This window comes from Streptomyces sp. NRRL WC-3742 (assembly GCF_000720635.1).
In the GTDB taxonomy this organism is placed as follows: domain Bacteria; phylum Actinomycetota; class Actinomycetes; order Streptomycetales; family Streptomycetaceae; genus Kitasatospora.
This window is the reverse complement of the sequence record NZ_JOCF01000074.1, coordinates 12,680-29,080: the sequence shown is the minus strand read 5'-3', so window position 1 is coordinate 29,080 and position 16,401 is coordinate 12,680. Positions and strand designations below refer to the sequence as shown.

Sequence of the window (16,401 nt, the reverse complement as noted above, 5' to 3'; positions counted from 1 at the left end):
GCTCAACTTTGTCACTCGACAAAGTTGAGCGTACGGTGGTTGACCGAGACCAGCGCCAGGCGTCCGCCTGCCCGAGGAACGAGCCGCGAGAGGTCACCCATGGCCACGTACCTGTACCGATTGGGCCGCTACTGCTTCCGGCGGAGGCGGGCCGTCCTGGCCGTCTGGATCGCCGTGCTCATCGCCGTCGGCGCTGCCGCGGGGGCCTTCGCCGACAAGCCCAGCACCGAGTTCAAGGTGCCCGGCACCGAGGCCCAGGCCACCCTGGACAGGATCACCGGCGCCTTCCCGGAGCAGGGCCACGGCTCCGCCCGCGTCGTCTTCGCCGCCCCTGCGGCCGCAGGAGCCACCGCCCCCGAGGCGGGCAAGGCCGTCAAGGAAGCGGTCGGCAGGATCGCGGCCGTCCCGGGCGTGGCCGCCGTGCCCGACCCGTACGCCACCGGCGCGATCTCGCCGGACGGCCGGGTCGTCATCGCCCTGGTCTCCTTCGACCACAAGCTCGCCGACGTCACCGACCGGCAGCGCGAGGCCGTCAAGGCCGCCGCCGAACCCGCGAAGGCCGCCGGGCTGGACGTCGCCTACGGCGGCGACGTCTACCAGGAGATGGCCAAGGTCGAGGGCGGCAGCGAGTCGATCGGCCTGCTGGTCGCCGGGGTCGTGCTGGTGATCACCCTGGGCAGCCTGGTCGCCGCCGGGCTGCCGCTGCTGACCGCGCTGATCGGCGTCGCAGTGGCGATGGCCGGCCTGCTCGCGCTCACCGGCCCGTTCGAGATCATCACCACCGCACCGGTGCTCGCCCTGATGGTCGGCCTCGCCGTCGGCATCGACTACGCGCTGTTCATCCTCTTCCGGCACCGCCGCCACCTGCACGAGGGCCTGGAGCCCGAGGAGGCCGCCGCCCGCGCCACCGCGACCGCCGGCAGCGCCGTCGTCTTCGCCGGGCTCACCGTGGTCGTCGCGCTCGCCGGGCTCGCCGTCGCCGGCGTCCCCTTCCTGACCGTGATGGGCCTGGCCTCCTCCGGGGCCGTCGTCGTCGCCGTCCTGATCGCGATCACCCTGCTGCCCGCAGTCCTCGGCTTCGCCGGGCGCTCCCTCGACAGGCTGCCGGTCTGGAAGCGGGCGCTGACCACCGGCGGCGGGACCACCATGGGCGAGCGCTGGGCCCGCTTCGTGGTCCGCCGCCCGCTGCCCGTCCTGCTCATCGGCCTCGCCGGGCTGGGCACGCTCGCCGTGCCCGCCGCCAGCCTGAACCTCGGCCTGCCGGGCGCCGGCTCCCAGGCCACCAGTACGGACGCCCGCAAGGCGTACGACCTGATCAGCGACAGCTTCGGGCCCGGCTTCAACGCCCCGCTGGTCGTCGTCGTGAACACCCACGGCCACGGGCAGCCCGAGCAGGCCGTCCAGGGCGTCGCGGCCGAGCTCCAGGCCCTGCCCGGCGTGAAGACGCTGCTGCCGCCCGCCGTCGACCGGGCCAGCGGCACCGCCCTGGTGACCGTCATCCCGCAGACCGGCCCCGACCACGCCGACACCAAGGCGCTCGTCAACGAGATCCGCGACCGGCGCGCCGCGCTCGAGACCTCCACCGGCGCCGAGATCGCCGTCACCGGCACCACGGCCGCCAACATCGACGTCTCCACCAAGCTCGGCCAGGCCCTGCCGCCGTTCCTCGCGGTCATCGTCGGCATCGCGGTGGTGCTCCTGGGCATCGCCTTCCGCTCGGTGCTCGTCCCGCTCAAGGCCGTGGCCGGCTTCCTGCTCAGCATCACCGCCTCGCTCGGCGCCGTCGTCGCCGTCTACCAGTGGGGCTGGCTCGACGGGATCATCGACGTGCCCAAGGTCGGGCCGGTGGTCAGCTTCGTGCCGATCCTGCTGATCGGCGTGCTGTTCGGGCTCGCCATGGACTACGAACTGTTCCTGGTCTCCGGCATGAAGGAGCAGTACGTCCACGGCGCCACCCCGCGCGAGGCGGTCGTCGGCGGTGTGCGGGGCGGCGCCCGGGTGGTGACGGCGGCCGCGCTGATCATGGTCTCGGTGTTCGGCGCCTTCGTCCTCGGCCACGACCCGATCGTCCAGCCGATCGGCTTCGCCCTGGCGATCGGCGTGCTGGTGGACGCCTTCGTGGTGCGGATGGCCCTGGTACCGGCCGCCATGGCCCTGTTCGGCAGGGCCGCCTGGTGGTTCCCCGAGCGGCTGGAGAAGGTCGTTCCGCGCGTCGACATGGAGGGCGAGCAGCTGATCGCCGAACTGGAGGCGCAGCAGCGGCCCGTGACGAAGGAACCCGCCGGGGTGTGACGTTCCGCCGGTCCTGGGGAGCCCTGTTCCGACAGACCCTAGGACCGGCTCTGCGTCGGCAGCCGCTGCTCGAACCAGACCACCTTGCCCGTGCCCAGCCTGGTCGCACCCCAGCGCTCCGCGCACCGGGCCACTATCTGCAGCCCGCGCCCGCGCTCGTCCTCCGGGCCGGTGCGGCGCGGGCGCGGCAGCAGCGGGCTGTCGTCCCCGACCTCGCAGCGCAGCCGGGTGGTGCGCACCAGGCTCAGGGTGACGGGCCGGGTCGCGTGCTGGACGGCGTTGGTCACCAGCTCGCTGACCATCAACTCGGTGGCCTCGCTCAGCTCCTCCAGCCCCCAGCGGCGCAGCGTGTGCGCGGCCAGCCGGCGGGCCCGGCCCGGCGTCTCGTTGCGCGGCTGCAGGTACCAGTGGGCGACGTCCCCGGCCGGGATGCCGTCGAAGCAGGCGCCCAACAGCGCGATGTCGTCGCCCCGGTCGCCCGGCGGCAGGATGCGCAGGGCCTCCTGGCACAGCTGCTCGGGCGAGCGCCAGCGGGCGCTCTCGATCCGGGCGCGCAGCAGCTCCAGTCCGTCGCTGAGCGGGCGGCTGCGGGTCTCCACCAGGCCGTCCGTGAACAGCAGCAGCGCCGAACCGGGCGGCGCGGCCAGCTCCACCGAGTTGAAGTCCACCCCGCCGACGCCGATCGGCGCCCCCGAGTCCAGCTCCACCAACTCGGCCGTGCCGTCCGGGCGGACGAGTACCGGCGGGACGTGCCCGGCGTTGGCCAGTACCAGCCGGTTGGCGATCGGGTCGTACACCGCGTACACGCAGGTTGCCAGGTGCTGCTCTCGGCCGAGCCGCTGCGCCTGCTCGTCCAGGTGGTAGAGCACCTCGTGCGGCGGTAGGTCGAGGGCGGCCAACGTCTGGGCGCTGGTGCGCAGTTGGCCCATGATGGCGGCCGAGGTGAGGGAGTGCCCCATCACGTCCCCGACGATCAGGGCGACGCGGTTGCCGGGCAGCGGCACGGCGTCGTACCAGTCGCCGCCGACCTGCGCGCCGCGCTCGCCGGGCAGGTAGCGCTGGGCGAGCCGGACACCGTGCGGCTGCGGCAGGCGCAACGGCAGCATGCTGCGCTGGAGTTCGTTGGCGATCTCCCACTCGCGCGCGTACCGCAGCGCGGTGTCCACGGCCAGTCCGGCCTGGGTCGCCAGCAGGGCGGCCGTCGCGATGTCGGCCGCGTCGAACGCCGGACGGCCGGTGCGTTCGGGCGGCCGGCGTATCAGCACCAGCAGCCCGAGGACGGCCTTGCGGCCGCGCAGCGGCAGGGCGATCACGGAGGTGCCGGGGGCCAGCCGGGCCGGGCCGCGGGTGCCGTACAGCTCGCGCAGCAGGGCGGTGGCGCGCTCGTCCCCCGGGGTGCCGAGGACGGCGGCCTCGGCGGGGCGGCGGCTCAGCAGGGCGTGCGCGAGCGCGCCGCCGCGGGTCACCGGGGTGGCGGGGCCGTCGTCGGCGGAGGAGCGGGAGCCGTACCGGTGGCGGTTGCGGTCGTCCGGGCTGTTGCGCCGGCCGCGGCGGCCGATCCGGGTGCCTGCGCTGTGGTGGATGCGCAGCTCGTCCGGAAAGCCGGGCTCGCGCTCGACGTTGGGCAGCGGGTCGCGCAGGTGGATCACGGCGGCGTCGGCGAGCGTCGGCACCAGCACCCGGCCGATGTTGCGCAGGGTCGCGGCCAGGTCGAGGGCGGTGTTGATCCGGCGGGTGGCGGAGTCGAGGTAGGCGAGGCGGTCCGCCATCCCGGGAAGGGCCGCCGCACGTCGGGGCGCTTCGGCGCGGGGCGTCGCCGGGGCCGGGAGACGACGACGCGGGCCCGGGACGGCGGGCGGCTGCTCCGCCTCGGTCTTGAGCTGGTCGCGCACGGCTGCCTGTCCTGGAATCGGTGTGGTCGATGGGTCGTCGTTCAGTGGTGCTCTTGGTGCCCTCTTTTGGTGCCCTTTTACCGTGCTCGCCCTGGTCAGCCGACGCGTCGACAGCACAGGAACAGCTGTTCCTCCGGCGGCAGCGCGGTACTGGCCGGAGCGTACGGATGCCCCGAGCACTCCTCGACGGCGAAACCTGCGGCAACCAGAACCCGCTCCAAATCCTCCCTCAGATAACCACTGATCCGCAGCTCTCTGCCAAGGAACGGAAGCGGAACGTGATCCAAGTCCGTTTCCACCGTGCCGAGCGCCAGCAGCCCGCCCGGCCGCAGCAGGCTCCGCAGCCTGGTCAGGACGGCCGGGATGTCGTCCTGCGGCAGCATGATCAATGAGAAGAACGCGGTGACGGCGGAGAATGTCTCAACGCCCGCAGGACCGAGTCCGGGGAGGTTCCAGGCGCGGGCGGCGCGCTCGGTGGCCAGATCGTAGAGGTCGATCCGATGGAATGAGGGCGGGTGCGGGCCGGGGTGGTGTGCGGCCCGGGCGAGCGCGAGCATCCCGTCCGAGAGGTCCACACCGGTCACCCGCAGCCCGCCGGCCGTCAGCTGCCGGACCGTCGGGTCCCCGCTGCCGCACCCGACGTCCAGGACCCTGGCGCCGGGCTCCAGCTCCTCCAGGAGGCGGCGCCCGCAGGCCAGTTGCCCGTTCTTGGCGGGGAACGCCTCGCCGTACCCGGTGCCGATCGAGTCGAACTCGGCGGCCTGCAGGGCCCGGGCCGCCCGGCGGCGGTGCTCGTCGGCCTCCTCGCCCCCGCCCACGGGGAACGCGTCTGATATCCGTCCGGTCGTCACGATGAGAGGCACCCTTCCACCCGTGGCCTCCGCCCGCACCGGCCCCGCCGGGGTGTTGCCGACAGACACTCGTGTGTGCACTTGGCATCCGAGAATAAGCGTGATCACCGGGCGATGGGGTCCCTTTCCGGCCAACTCGTCATGGTTGGGCCGATGCGCGCGGTCTTGCGGAAGCACATCGGTACGGCCAGGGTGGTGCACTCGGCTCCGCACGCCGCCTGGCGCGCCGGGCTGGCGGTTCCGACCTGCGGTTTTACGTACTCCGCAGGCTGACAATAGGACGTTTATCGAACGTCAATCGCCGAGGTGCAGAGTAGAACCCAGCGCCGGGGAAGCGTTGAGGGCGCTCCCGCAGCCGGGGGGCTGCGGGAGCGCCGTGACGCGAAACGGGGGAGGCGCTCCGTCGGGGGACGGAGACCTCACGGCGCGGGGGGAGATGAAGGAGGCTCGGTGTGCTGCCGGGAGATGAGATCCGCCACGGGCGAGGACTCAGGCACACCGAGCCGCGTGAAGATCGCGTGGGCCTCGGAGAGGCACGCGAGACCACGGGCCGGCTGGGCGAGGGCGAGTAGCGCCTCGCCGAGTGCGGCGTTGGCGAGGCCCTGGCAGTAGGCGGAGTCGAGTTCCTGTCCGATCGCCAGGGAATCACCCGCCGCCTCGGCCGCCTCGGCGTGCTGGTCCGCAGCGAGCAGCGCGGATGCCAGGCGGGCGAGGGTGTAGCCCTCCCAGAGCGGGTTCTGATGGGACTTGTACAGCTGGTGAGCCTCTTGGAGGTGGGGAACTGCCTCGGCGCCGGGGAGCACCACGCCCAACTGGTAGAGCGTCTGGGCGAGCAGTGGGCCGTCCCTGGACTCGCGGGCGGCGGCGACACCGTCGCTGGCGGACTTGATCGCCGTGTCGATCATGCCCAGACGGTGCTGGACCCGCGCGATGTTGCCGATCAGCCGGGCCTCGCCGATCGACGTGCCGATCTGCCGGTTGATGGAGAGGGCCTGTTCGAGGAACGGCAGGGCTTCGGTCGGGCGGTTCCCGACGCTCAGCATGATGCCCAGGGTGTTGGCCGTGGCCAGCAGCATGATGGTCGGCTCGTCCGGCGCCTGGTGGTGGAGGCTGCGGCGCAACGACTGCTCGGCCCCAGGGAAGTCGCTGGTGACGGACTGGAGGGTGCCGAGGGCGAAGTACGCGCGCGCGAGTACCGGCGAGTCCCCGCGGAGTTCCGCGTCACGGTTGATGGTCTCCAGGACCCGGCTCACCCGGGGGCCGCGGGTCGGGTCCGGGTCGATGCTGAACATCAGGTTCAACAGGTCGATGGCAGGGCGTTGCAGGGCGCCGGAGCCGTGTGCGGCCGCTTCGACGGAACTCAGCAGCAGGGAGCCCTCGGTGCGGAGCCAGTCCCGTGCGGCGCCGCTGGTCGGCAGGCCGATGCCCGGGGAGACGGGCGTGGTAAGCAGTTCCGGCAGTGTTCCGTTCGGTTCGATGACCTCGGCGGCGTTTCGCATGGTCGGGACCAGCAGGTCGAACAGCCGGTGGACCGCCTCACTCTGGGCTTCGGCGTCGCCGCTCCGTTCGTTCTGCCGCTGGGCGTAGAGGCGGAGCAGGTCGTGGTACCGGTAGCGGCCGGGGGAGAAGCACTCCAGCATGTTCGCCTCGACCAGTGCCTCGGCGAGGTCTTCGGCGGTGTCCTCGTCCGTTCCGAGCAACGCGGCCGCGGCGGGCAACGGGATGTCCGGCGAGTCGATCAGGGCGAGAAACCGAAAGGCACGGGCCTCCGATTCCGAGAGCTGCCCGTAACCGAGCCCGATGGTGGTCTCCACCGCGAGGTTGCCGAGTTGGAGTTCGTCCAGCCGTCGCCGCTGATCGGCTAACCGTCTGGCCAGGTCGGAAACGCTCCAGCGGGGGCGACTGGCCAGTCGGGCGGCGGCGATACGGACGGCCAGCGGCAGGAAGCCGCACGCGGTGACGACGGTCAGGGCCGCCTCCGGTTCGGCCTTGACCCGTTGCTCGCCGACGATGGCCGAGAAGAGCGCCAACGCCTCGTCCGAAGTCAGCTCCTCGACGTCGAAGAGCTGTGCGCCGGGTATGCCGGCAAGCCGGGACCGGCTGGTCGCGAGGACCGCCGAGCCGGAGACCCCGGGGATGAGCGGTCGGATCTGATCGGCGTCGTGCGCGTTGTCGAGCAGGATGAGCATGCGCCGGTTGGCGAGCAGCGAGCGGTAGAGGGCGGAGCGCTGTTCGAGCGAGTCCGGGTTCTCGGTGACGCCCAGCGCATGGAGGAAGTCGCCCAGGACGGCCACCGGGTCGGCCGGAGAGGCGCCGGCGCCGCGAAGGTCGACGTAGAGCTGGCCGTCCGGGAACACGGCTCGCACCCGGTGGGCGACGTGCACAGCGAGGGTGGTCTTGCCGACGCCGCCGATTCCGGCCAGCGAAGTCACCACGACGGCCTGGCCGGTGGCGCCCATCAGGATCTCGGAGAGATCGTCCACCAGGTTGGATCGCCCACTGAAGTCCGAAATATCGGCGGGGAGTTGAGCCGGTGCCGGAGGAGCGGCCGGGCCGTCCTCGCGGGGTGCGGAGGCGGTCGCGGCCGGCAGAACCAGCGTCGGGTCCGCAGCGAGGATGCGGTTGTGCATCGTGGACAGGCCGGCGCCCGGCTCGACCCCGAGTTCCTCGATGAGCAGCTTGCGGGTGTCGGTGTAGACGCCGAGCGCCTCGGCCTGGCGCCCGCACCGGTACAACGCGAGCATCAGGAGTTCGCGCAGTCGCTCGCGGAGCGGGTGCTCGGCTGTCAGGTTGTTGAGCTCGCCGACGATCTCGGCATGCAGGCCGATGTCCAGGGCTGTGGAACAGAGTTCCTCGGAGGCGGCCACCCGGCGTTCGGCGAGCCTCAGTCGCTGGGCATCGGCGTAGGTGCCGGGGATGCCGATCAGTGGCGGGCCGCTGAACAGGTCCAGTGCCTGGGTCAGCAGTCGGTGTGCCTCGTGATGGTCGCCCGAGGCGCGGGCGGCCGCGGCCTCGGCGGTGAGACGTTCGAAGACCGTCAGGTCGAGGGCGTGGCCGGGGATGCGCAGGGCGTAGCCGTCCGCGACGGAGACCAGGAGTTCGGCGGGTTTGCGCATCTCGCGGCTGGGCTCGATGACGGCGCGCAGACGGGAGACGTACGTGCGGAGCGCGGCCACGGCCTGGGTCGGCGGGCGGTCGCCCCAGAGCCCGTCGACCAGGTCCTGGGTGGTGACCGGGCGGCCGGAATGCAGGAGGAGGGCGGCCAGAACGGCTTGCTGCTGGGGGGTGCCGAGGGTGAGGGGTTTGCCGTCCAACCAGGCTTGGACCGGGCCCAGGACTTGGAAGCGCAGCGCAGGCGTCGGCGGCGTCTCCCGAAACTCCATGAAGTCCCCCGATGGCCTGTGGTGTCGATTATGCGGAGGGCGTTCGGCGGTCCCGCCGTGGTGCCTCAGCCTAGGCGGGCGCCCGACTTGATCGATCGGCACCGCAAGCCGGGCGATGTTTATCGGACATTTAATCAACCCTACGATACTGTCCGCGCGCCCGTGCCAAGCAGGTCGGGCCGAACACAATTGATGACCGAAAGGCGGCCGCCCAATGGCCAACGACCAGAGCGCGACCCAGGTGCCGTCGACGCCTCAGAACGGGACGAAGACCGAGGCTCCTGCTACCGCTGTGGAGGCGGGCAAGGCTGTCGAGGGCGCGGTGGCCGCGGCCTCGAACCCGACCGAGTACACCGCGCCGACTGCCGACCGGAAGGCGGCGCTCGAGAACGATCTGTTCGGCGACGAGGCCGACCACGTGGTGGAGCCGGCCAAGCCGGCCGCCGACGAGCCGGGCAAGAAGTACGGGCCCCAGGATGTCATCGCCGGTCACCCGTAAGTCGGCCGGCCGTCCTGCATCCCGTGCCGCGGGGGCGCGGGATGTGTCCGCATTGTCTTGGAGCGGCGCCTCGATCGCCCATAGATCGAATGCATGTTCGATGCCAGGGTTGATCGGTTGAGCTGGAGGGGGGACCTATGAGCAAGCTCCGTCGAATTGCCGTGGTTGCGGTGTCGACCGCCGTTGTAGCTGCCGGCTACATGGTGACCGCAGTGGGGGCCTTCGCCGACACCATTGCCGGCCACCCGTAAGTCGGCTGCCCCGCCGCCCCTGTGACCACTCCGGTTGCGGGGGCGGCGTGCGTTTCGGGTGGGTCAATTCCGGGGGGATGCTGACCGGGTGGCCGATTTGTGCTCGCGGTGCACGCAAGGTGACCGTGGTTATCCGTAACGTACCCGGCGGTGCGCGGGTGGCGTTCCGGAATTCCGGATTCAGCCCGGGGGGTGGGAAAGCCCGAAATGAAGCAGTTCGCGTGGATCCTGCCGCGAATTCAGGGCAGCTGATCGCATTCGGCTGAATCGCGGGGTTCCGGCTCGGCGGCGGGGGAGATGTGGTTCGGTTCGGCGGTCCATTCGCGGCCGCCGCCCCGGGGGCGGAGGTAGTGCTCGCCGCCGAGGGTGTCCATGTAGATGCCGGTGCGACCGGTTCTGCGGTCGTGGACGAGTTCGCCTGCCCGGGGCCGGTAGGCCGGGGTGCTGCGCTGCCGGATGTTCACCGCACTGCTCCTCGCTGTGGTGGGCGACTGGCCAGCATCTCTAGAGAAGCTAATATCTCTAGAGATGTCAACGGTTGTCGTATCTCCTTACCGGCAGCCGGGGGCGCGCCTACGATTCATCCGTGGCAGAGGGAGCGGCGATGAACGGCAGCAGTGGCGAGAAACAGCCCAAGTACCAGCGGATCGCCGACTCGCTCAAGGCGGCCATCGACGCCGGCCGCTACCGCGCGGGGGACCGCCTGCCCGGTGAGAACGACCTCATGGACGAGTACGGCGTGGCCCGGATGACCGCCCGTCAGGCGCTCGGCGTCCTGCAGAGCGAGGGCATCGCGGAGGCCCGCCGCGGGGCGGGGGTGTTCGTCCGGGACTTCCGGCCGCTGCGGCGGCGGGGCATCCAGCGGCTGGCGCAGGGCCAGTGGGGGTCGGGCCGGTCGATATGGTCGGCGGACATCGACAACCGCACCCTGGTGGTGGACCAGGTGTCCGTCACCGAGCAGGGCGCGCCCGAGCACGTGGCGCGGGTGCTCGGGACCGACCCGGGGGTGCCGATGTGCGTACGGCACCGCCGCTTCGTCCTGGACGGCAAGCCGGTGCTGCTCTCCACCTCGTACCTGCCCGCCCTCCTGGTCGCGGGGACGGCCATCACCCGCGAGGACACCGGCCCCGGCGGCACCTACGCCCGGCTCGCGGAGATCGGCGCGAAGCCCGTCCACTTCCGCGAGGAGGTGCGCTCCCGCATGCCCAGCGCCGAGGAGTCCTCCCGCCTCGACCTCACCGCCGGCACCCCCGTCATCCTCATCTGCCGCACCGCCTTCGCCGACGAGGGCCAGGTCGTCGAACTCAACGAGATGATCCTCGACGCCGCCTCCTACGTCCTCGAGTACGACTTCGACGCCTGAGCACCGTGACGGATGCCACCGGAGCTACTGGTAGTGGTAGCGGGCCTTGAGGATCACCACCTGCTTCTCGTCGGCCCGGTAGACCAGCCTGTGCTCGTCGTCGATCCTGCGTGACCAGTAGCCGGCCAGGTCGCCCTTGAGTGGCTCGGGCTTGCCGATGCCACCGAACGGGTCGCGCTGGATCTCGCCGATCAGGCGGGTGATCCGCTGGGCCATTCTCCGGTTCGAGCCGAGCCAGAACAGGAGGTCTTCCCAGGCGTGCGGGTCGAAGTGGACGCTCCTCACACCTCACCCGCCAGGGCTTCCAGCTCCTCCATGGTCCTGCTGGCGCCGAGGTCGCCCGCCTTGTCGCGGGCGACGGCCTCCATGAGTCGCTGGGCGTTGGCGGGGGAGCGCAGGAGGTAGATCGTCTCCTGCCAGGAGTCGTAGTCCTCGGCGGACATGAGGACCGCGTCGCCGCTCTTCGAGGTGATTCTTATCGGGGCGTGGTCGTCGTTGACCTTCTTGATCAACGGGAACAGTTGGGTGCGTGCCTCGCTCGCGCTGATCGCCATCGATGTGCCTCCGTCGTCCGCTCGGGTTTCCTGTACGTCGATGGTACGGGTTTCCGGTACGAGAGGCCATGAGAAAACCGCCCCGGTCGCGCTGGGGGCGACCGGGGCGGTGACGTGTGCGCCGGGGTTACTCCTTGGAGCGGACGCGGAGGTTGGTGATGAGGGGGCCCTCGGTGGTCTCGCGGAAGAAGTCGTTGCCCTTGTCGTCGACGACGATGAAGGCGGGGAAGTCCTCGACCTCGATGCGCCAGACGGCCTCCATGCCGAGTTCGGCGTACTCCAGGACCTCGACCTTCTTGATGCAGTCCTGGGCGAGGCGGGCGGCGGGGCCGCCGATGGAGCCGAGGTAGAAGCCGCCGTGGGTGGCGCAGGCGTCGGTGACCTGCTTGCTGCGGTTGCCCTTGGCGAGCATGACCATGGAGCCGCCGGCGGCCTGGAACTGGTCGACGTAGGAGTCCATGCGGCCGGCGGTGGTGGGGCCGAAGGAGCCGGAGGCGTAGCCCTCGGGGGTCTTGGCGGGGCCGGCGTAGTAGACCGGGTGGTCCTGGAGGTACTTGGGCATGCCCTCGCCGGCGTCCAGGCGCTCCTTGATCTTGGCGTGGGCGATGTCGCGGGCGACGACCAGGGTGCCGGTGAGGGAGAGGCGGGTCTTGACCGGGTACCTGGAGAGCTCGGCGCGGATCGCGGACATCGGCTGGTCGAGGTCGACGCGCACCACGTCGTCGTCCAGGTGCTCGTCGGTGGTGTCCGGCAGGTACTTCGCCGGGTCGGTCTCCAGCTGCTCCAGGAAGACGCCCTCGGCGGTGATCTTGCCGAGCGCCTGGCGGTCGGCGGAGCAGGAGACGGCCATGGCGACGGGCAGCGAGGCGCCGTGGCGGGGCAGGCGGACGACGCGCACGTCGTGGCAGAAGTACTTGCCGCCGAACTGGGCGCCGATGCCGATCTTCTGGGTGAGCTCGGTGACCTTGGCCTCCAGCTCCAGGTCCCGGAAGCCGTGGCCGGTCTTCGCGTCGCCCGAGGTCGGCAGGTTGTCCAGGTAGTGCGCGGAGGCGTACTTGGCGGTCTTGAGCGCGAACTCGGCGCTGGTGCCGCCGATCACGATGGCCAGGTGGTACGGCGGGCAGGCCGCGGTGCCCAGGGAGCGGATCTTCTGCTCCAGGAACGAGAGCATGCTCGCCTCGTTCAGGATGGCCTTGGTCTCCTGGTACAGGTACGACTTGTTGGCGGAGCCGCCGCCCTTGGCCATGAAGAGGAACTTGTACGCGTCGCCGTCGGTGGCGTACAGCTCGATCTGGGCCGGCAGGTTGTTGCCCGTGTTCTTCTCGTCCCACATGGTCACGGGGGCCATCTGGGAGTAGCGCAGGTTGAGCTTGGTGTACGCGTCGTAGACGCCGCGCGCGATCGAAGCCTCGTCCGCGCCGGAGGTCAGCACGTTCTGGCCGCGCTTGCCCATGACGATCGCCGTGCCGGTGTCCTGGCACATGGGCAGGATGCCGCCGGCGGAGATGTTGACGTTCTTGAGCAGGTCGAGCGCCACGAAGCGGTCGTTGGGGCTGGCCTCCGGGTCGTCCAGGATGCGGCGCAGCTGGGCGAGGTGGGCGGGGCGCAGGTAGTGCGAGATGTCGTGCATCGCCTCGGCGGTGAGCAGGCGCAGCGCCTCGGGCTCGACCTGGAGGAAGGTGCGGCCGCCGGCCTCGAAGGTGGAGACGCCTTCGGAGGTGAGCTTGCGGTACGGGGTCGGGTCAGCGCCCAGGGGGAGCAGGTCGCTGTACTCGAAGTCTGGCGTGGGAGCCATGGGGGCGGTCCTTAGGTGTCCAGGTGGTCCGGCTGCGTCGGCGAAGCACCATCCAGGGTAGGACCCGCGCCCGGCGCCTTCGCGGACGGGGCACCGGGCGTGACCGGGCTCACTCGGGCTGGAGTGCGACCCACTAGGCTGGTGCCGTGGACAACTCGCCGCCGCAGGACGACCCGGGGCAGCCGCCGGTGCCGGCGCCCGTACCGATGACCAAGCCCGAGCACACTCCCGAACCCAGGCCCGTCCGTGAGCCGGAACCGGCCCGCAGGCCCGTGGATCACACTCCGGTCGCGCACGCGGAGATGCGCGTCTCGGACTCCGACCGCGAGCGCGTCGCGGAACTGCTGCGCGACGCGTACGCCGAGGGCCGGCTGGACGCCGAGGAGCACGCGGAGCGGATCGAGGCCGCGTACTCCGCCAAGACCTTCGGCGAACTCGTCCCGCTCACGCGGGACCTGCCGACCCACCGCCCGATCTCCTTCGAGAAGCCGCCGCTGGAGATCCCGCGCCCGGCTCCGGCCCCGGCGGCCCCGCAACTGCCGCCCGCGCGCCAGGAGTCGCCGTCGATGGTGGCGGTGTTCGGCGGGGCCTCGCGCCGGGGCCGCTGGCGGGTGGGCTCGCACCTGCGGGCGTTCGCGGCCTTCGGCGGGGTGGACATCGACCTCACGGACGCCGTGTTCGAGTCGCCCGAGGTGGAGATCGAGGTGACGGCCCTGTTCGGCGGGGTCGAGATCCGGGTGCCGGAGAACGTCAGCCTGCACGGCGGCGGGGTCGGCATCTTCGGTGGTTTCGACGTCAAGGAGCAGACCGCGGCCGATCCGTACGCGCCGGTGGTGCGGGTCAAGGGCATTGCGGTGTTCGGCGGTTGTGACGCCAAGCCGCGCCGCGGCAAGAAGGTCAGGGAGTGGGTGCGCAAGCAACTCGACTCCGAGTGACGGGCGTTGCCGCTGGCGGGTGTCGGGTCGGGGATCAACTCCCGGGTCGGCACCCGTCGTTGCGTCGAGTGCACTCCGTAGCCGATTGCGTGCAGTGTGCATGAATCGGGGCCGGGCGGGGTAGGTCCCCCCGCACATCGCTTCTTGTACGGCTGTGCACCGGAGGCGGCCCAGCGGCCGGTTCGGGGCTGGACAGCGGGGGCTCGCAGCCGGGCAGGAGAGCGAGGTTCCCCCGTGTCCGAGAGCCTCGTCAGGAGTACGGCCGTGCTGCATCCGATCGAGTCCCGCACCACCTCGCCCGTCCTCGCCGCGCAGGTGCTGGAGCGCCCCCCGGCGCCCCGGCCGCAGGCGCAGCCGCCGGTCGGCCCGGCGAGCGGGTCACCCGCGGGGGAGGACAACCCCTGGCACACCGGTGCGGCCTGCCGCAGGGACGAGGTGGGGCTGTTCTTCGCGCCGTCCAAGGAGCCCACGGCGGCCCGGCTGTCGCGCGAGGAGCAGGCCAAGCGGGTCTGTGCGCGCTGCCCGGTGCTGCTGGAGTGCCGGGAGCACGCGCTGGCCCAGCCGGAGCCGTACGGCGTCTGGGGCGGGCTGACGGCCGCCGAGCGGCGCGTGGTGCTGGCCCGCCGTCGTCGGAGGGACGCGGAGCTGCGGGAGGCGGCCCGGGTGGCGGCCGCGGGACGGCGCCGGATAGCCGGTTGAGACTCACGGGGGCGGCCGGGGGCGGCGGACGCACCGCGGCCCCGGCGGAGGGGGGATTCCGCCGGGGCCGCGAGGGGTGTCGCCGGGTGCCTCAGTTGGCGCGGTCGAAGTCGATCGCGCTGTAGGCGCGCAGCTTCGACAGCTTGTGCACCGAGTTGATCTCGCGGATGGTGCCGCTCTTGGAGCGCATCACCAGCGAGCTGGTGGTGGCGGTCTCCGAGCGGTAGTGCACGCCGCGCAGCAACTCGCCGTCGGTGATGCCGGTGGCGACGAAGAACACGTTCTCGCCGCTGACCAGGTCGTCGGTGGTGAGCACCCGGTCGAGGTCGTGCCCGGCGTCGAGGGCCTTCCGGCGCTCGGCGTCGTCCTTGGGCCACAGACGGCCCTGGATGACTCCGCCCATGCACTTCATCGCGCAGGCGGCGATGATGCCCTCGGGGGTGCCGCCGATGCCCATCAGCAGGTCGACGCCGGTGCCCTCGCGGGCGGCCATGATGGCGCCGGCGACGTCGCCGTCGGAGATGAACTTGATCCGGGCGCCCGCCTCGCGGATCTCCCGGACCAGGCCGTCGTGGCGCGGGCGGTCGAGGACGACGACGGTGACGTCCTCGACGGCGCTGCCCTTGGCCTTGGCGACCCGGCGGATGTTGACGGCCGCGGGGGCGGTGATGTCGACGAACTCGGCGGCCTCGGGGCCGGCGACCAGCTTGTCCATGTAGAACACGGCGCTGGGGTCGAACATGGTGCCGCGGTCGGCGACGGCCAGGACGGCCACCGCGTTGTTCATGCCCTTGGCGGTCAGCGTGGTGCCGTCCACCGGGTCGACCGCGACGTCGCACTCGGCGCCGGTGCCGTCGCCGACCCGCTCGCCGTTGTAGAGCATCGGGGCTTCGTCCTTCTCGCCCTCCCCGATGACGACGACGCCGTTCATCGAGACGGTCGAGACCAGGGTGCGCATCGCCTTGACGGCCGCGCCGTCCGCGCCGTTCTTGTCGCCACGGCCGACCCACCGGCCGGCGGCCATGGCCGCGGCCTCGGTGACCCGGACGAGTTCGAGCGCGAGGTTCCGGTCGGGAGCCTCGGGCGCGACCTCGAGGGAGCTGGGAAGGTGGTTCGGGTACTGCGTGGTCATCGTCGTTACCTCTCTGTACGCGACGGCCAGTGAGCGCCCGACTACTGCCTGGTCGAACGCCGTGGTGAGGGTCCTGCGATCGTATCTGCCCACGAATGGCCTGTCTGTGGCGCGGGTCCCCCTCGGCCTCCGGAACACCCCGGTTCGTCCCGCTTCACCCGTACGTGGGCACCCCTGGTGGAGGGCCCGGCGTGTGGATGAGTCACCATGTGGGGGTGGCTGGAGAGAGCAAGGGCATGAGGGGCCGGCAGACCGTACGGGACATGGTCCTGTCGATGCTGGCCGTCGGTGTCGTCGTCGGGACCGGGTACCTGTTCCTGCCGCACGACGCGAAGGGCGACGGGGTGCGGGTGGTCTCGTACACGGTGGAGGCGAGCACGGCCAAGCGCGCCGCGCCGTACCCGGTGCTCGCCCCGCAGGGGCTGTCGGACAAGTGGCGGGCCACCTCCGTCAGCTACCGGGCGGCCGCGCTGGGCGAGGGCAAGGGCAATGCCTGGCACCTGGGCTTCGTGACGCCCTCGGGCCAGTACGCGGCGATCGAGCAGAGCGACCTGCCGCGCGAGGCGATGGTCGCCGACAAGGTCGCCGGGGGGAAGCCGGACGGCACCTCCGAGGTGGCCGGGCGTACCTGGGACCGGGTGCAGGGCGACAAGGCCCGCGCACTGACCGTGCAGAACGGCGGCGGCACCACGCTGCTCACCGGCACCGCCTCGTACAAGGAGCTGGCCGAGCTGGCGCAGTCGCTGAAGTAGGAC

The 16,401-nt window shown here is 71.6% G+C and carries 14 protein-coding genes; 6 read left to right on the top strand and 8 right to left on the bottom strand.

Annotated features, from left to right (window positions below):
• Positions 1-99 precede the first annotated feature (99 nt).
• A complete protein-coding gene (locus IH61_RS0132535) occupies positions 100-2,292 on the top strand; it encodes an MMPL family transporter (protein WP_031076507.1) in 2,193 nt (730 codons plus the stop codon).
• A gap of 38 nt (positions 2,293-2,330) precedes the next feature.
• Here IH61_RS0132535 and IH61_RS0132530 read toward each other — a convergent pair whose 3' ends face one another.
• From IH61_RS0132530 to IH61_RS0132520, 3 genes are all read right to left on the bottom strand, one after another.
• Entirely contained in the window at positions 2,331-4,061 is a 1,731-nt protein-coding gene (locus IH61_RS0132530; RefSeq protein ID WP_420714018.1) for a SpoIIE family protein phosphatase, read from the bottom strand.
• 218 nt (positions 4,062-4,279) lie between these two features.
• A complete protein-coding gene (locus tag IH61_RS0132525) occupies positions 4,280-5,035 on the bottom strand; it encodes a class I SAM-dependent methyltransferase (protein WP_324607636.1) in 756 nt (251 codons plus the stop codon).
• Positions 5,036-5,454: 419 nt separating this feature from the next.
• The gene (locus tag IH61_RS0132520; protein ID WP_063763314.1) at positions 5,455-8,418 is read right to left on the bottom strand and encodes an AfsR/SARP family transcriptional regulator; all 2,964 of its coding nucleotides are present in this window, start codon (positions 8,416-8,418) and stop codon (positions 5,455-5,457) included.
• A 214-nt stretch (positions 8,419-8,632) separates the two neighbouring features.
• Between IH61_RS0132520 and IH61_RS0132515 the strand changes: the two genes are divergently transcribed.
• Positions 8,633-8,917: a hypothetical protein gene (locus IH61_RS0132515; RefSeq protein WP_158845530.1), complete on the top strand. Its 285-nt coding sequence runs from the start codon at positions 8,633-8,635 to the stop codon at positions 8,915-8,917.
• 490 nt (positions 8,918-9,407) lie between these two features.
• Here IH61_RS0132515 and IH61_RS0132505 read toward each other — a convergent pair whose 3' ends face one another.
• A complete protein-coding gene (locus IH61_RS0132505; RefSeq protein WP_078911570.1) occupies positions 9,408-9,632 on the bottom strand; it encodes a hypothetical protein in 225 nt (74 codons plus the stop codon).
• A 140-nt stretch (positions 9,633-9,772) separates the two neighbouring features.
• Here IH61_RS0132505 and IH61_RS0132500 point away from each other — a divergent pair, with 140 nt between their 5' ends.
• Positions 9,773-10,531 carry a GntR family transcriptional regulator gene (locus IH61_RS0132500; RefSeq protein WP_031076495.1) on the top strand — a complete coding sequence of 253 codons (759 nt, stop codon included), beginning with the start codon at positions 9,773-9,775 and terminating at the stop codon, positions 10,529-10,531.
• A 24-nt stretch (positions 10,532-10,555) separates the two neighbouring features.
• Here IH61_RS0132500 and IH61_RS0132495 read toward each other — a convergent pair whose 3' ends face one another.
• The 3 genes from IH61_RS0132495 to IH61_RS0132485 all read right to left on the bottom strand — a co-directional run bounded on the left by IH61_RS0132495 (position 10,556) and on the right by IH61_RS0132485 (position 12,880).
• Positions 10,556-10,816: a Txe/YoeB family addiction module toxin gene (locus IH61_RS0132495; RefSeq protein ID WP_031076494.1), complete on the bottom strand. Its 261-nt coding sequence runs from the start codon at positions 10,814-10,816 to the stop codon at positions 10,556-10,558.
• Positions 10,813-11,085 carry a type II toxin-antitoxin system Phd/YefM family antitoxin gene (locus tag IH61_RS0132490; RefSeq protein ID WP_031076493.1) on the bottom strand — a complete coding sequence of 91 codons (273 nt, stop codon included), beginning with the start codon at positions 11,083-11,085 and terminating at the stop codon, positions 10,813-10,815. The genes IH61_RS0132495 and IH61_RS0132490 overlap by 4 nt, the downstream gene beginning before the upstream one ends.
• Before the next feature lie 127 nt (positions 11,086-11,212).
• Entirely contained in the window at positions 11,213-12,880 is a 1,668-nt protein-coding gene (locus IH61_RS0132485) for a fumarate hydratase (RefSeq protein WP_031076491.1), read from the bottom strand.
• A gap of 146 nt (positions 12,881-13,026) precedes the next feature.
• Between IH61_RS0132485 and IH61_RS0132480 the strand changes: the two genes are divergently transcribed.
• Positions 13,027-13,815, top strand: coding sequence for a DUF1707 SHOCT-like domain-containing protein (locus IH61_RS0132480; RefSeq protein ID WP_031076489.1), 789 nt, complete (start codon positions 13,027-13,029; stop codon positions 13,813-13,815).
• 315 nt (positions 13,816-14,130) lie between these two features.
• Positions 14,131-14,514 (top strand): WhiB family transcriptional regulator, encoded by a 384-nt coding sequence (locus IH61_RS0132475; RefSeq protein WP_031076487.1) that lies wholly within the window; start codon positions 14,131-14,133, stop codon positions 14,512-14,514.
• A gap of 91 nt (positions 14,515-14,605) precedes the next feature.
• On the opposite strand, the gene glpX is transcribed toward IH61_RS0132475, so the two are convergent.
• Positions 14,606-15,646: a class II fructose-bisphosphatase gene (glpX, locus tag IH61_RS0132470; RefSeq protein WP_031076486.1), complete on the bottom strand. Its 1,041-nt coding sequence runs from the start codon at positions 15,644-15,646 to the stop codon at positions 14,606-14,608.
• Between the two features lie 215 nt (positions 15,647-15,861).
• Between glpX and IH61_RS0132465 the strand changes: the two genes are divergently transcribed.
• The gene (locus IH61_RS0132465; RefSeq protein WP_324607635.1) at positions 15,862-16,398 is read left to right on the top strand and encodes a DUF4245 domain-containing protein; all 537 of its coding nucleotides are present in this window, start codon (positions 15,862-15,864) and stop codon (positions 16,396-16,398) included.
• The last annotated feature ends 3 nt before the right edge of the window (positions 16,399-16,401 follow it).

Coding starts and splice junctions, on each gene's coding strand:
- IH61_RS0132530 (WP_420714018.1), bottom strand. CDS start 4,061: ATGGCGGACCGCCTCGCCTACCTCGACTCCGCCACCCGCCGGATCAAC.
- IH61_RS0132490 (WP_031076493.1), bottom strand. CDS start 11,085: ATGGCGATCAGCGCGAGCGAGGCACGCACCCAACTGTTCCCGTTGATC.
- glpX (WP_031076486.1), bottom strand. CDS start 15,646: ATGACCACGCAGTACCCGAACCACCTTCCCAGCTCCCTCGAGGTCGCG.
- IH61_RS0132485 (WP_031076491.1), bottom strand. CDS start 12,880: ATGGCTCCCACGCCAGACTTCGAGTACAGCGACCTGCTCCCCCTGGGC.
- IH61_RS0132520 (WP_063763314.1), bottom strand. CDS start 8,418: ATGGAGTTTCGGGAGACGCCGCCGACGCCTGCGCTGCGCTTCCAAGTC.
- IH61_RS0132535 (WP_031076507.1), top strand. CDS start 100: ATGGCCACGTACCTGTACCGATTGGGCCGCTACTGCTTCCGGCGGAGG.
- IH61_RS0132515 (WP_158845530.1), top strand. CDS start 8,633: ATGGCCAACGACCAGAGCGCGACCCAGGTGCCGTCGACGCCTCAGAAC.
- IH61_RS0132500 (WP_031076495.1), top strand. CDS start 9,773: ATGAACGGCAGCAGTGGCGAGAAACAGCCCAAGTACCAGCGGATCGCC.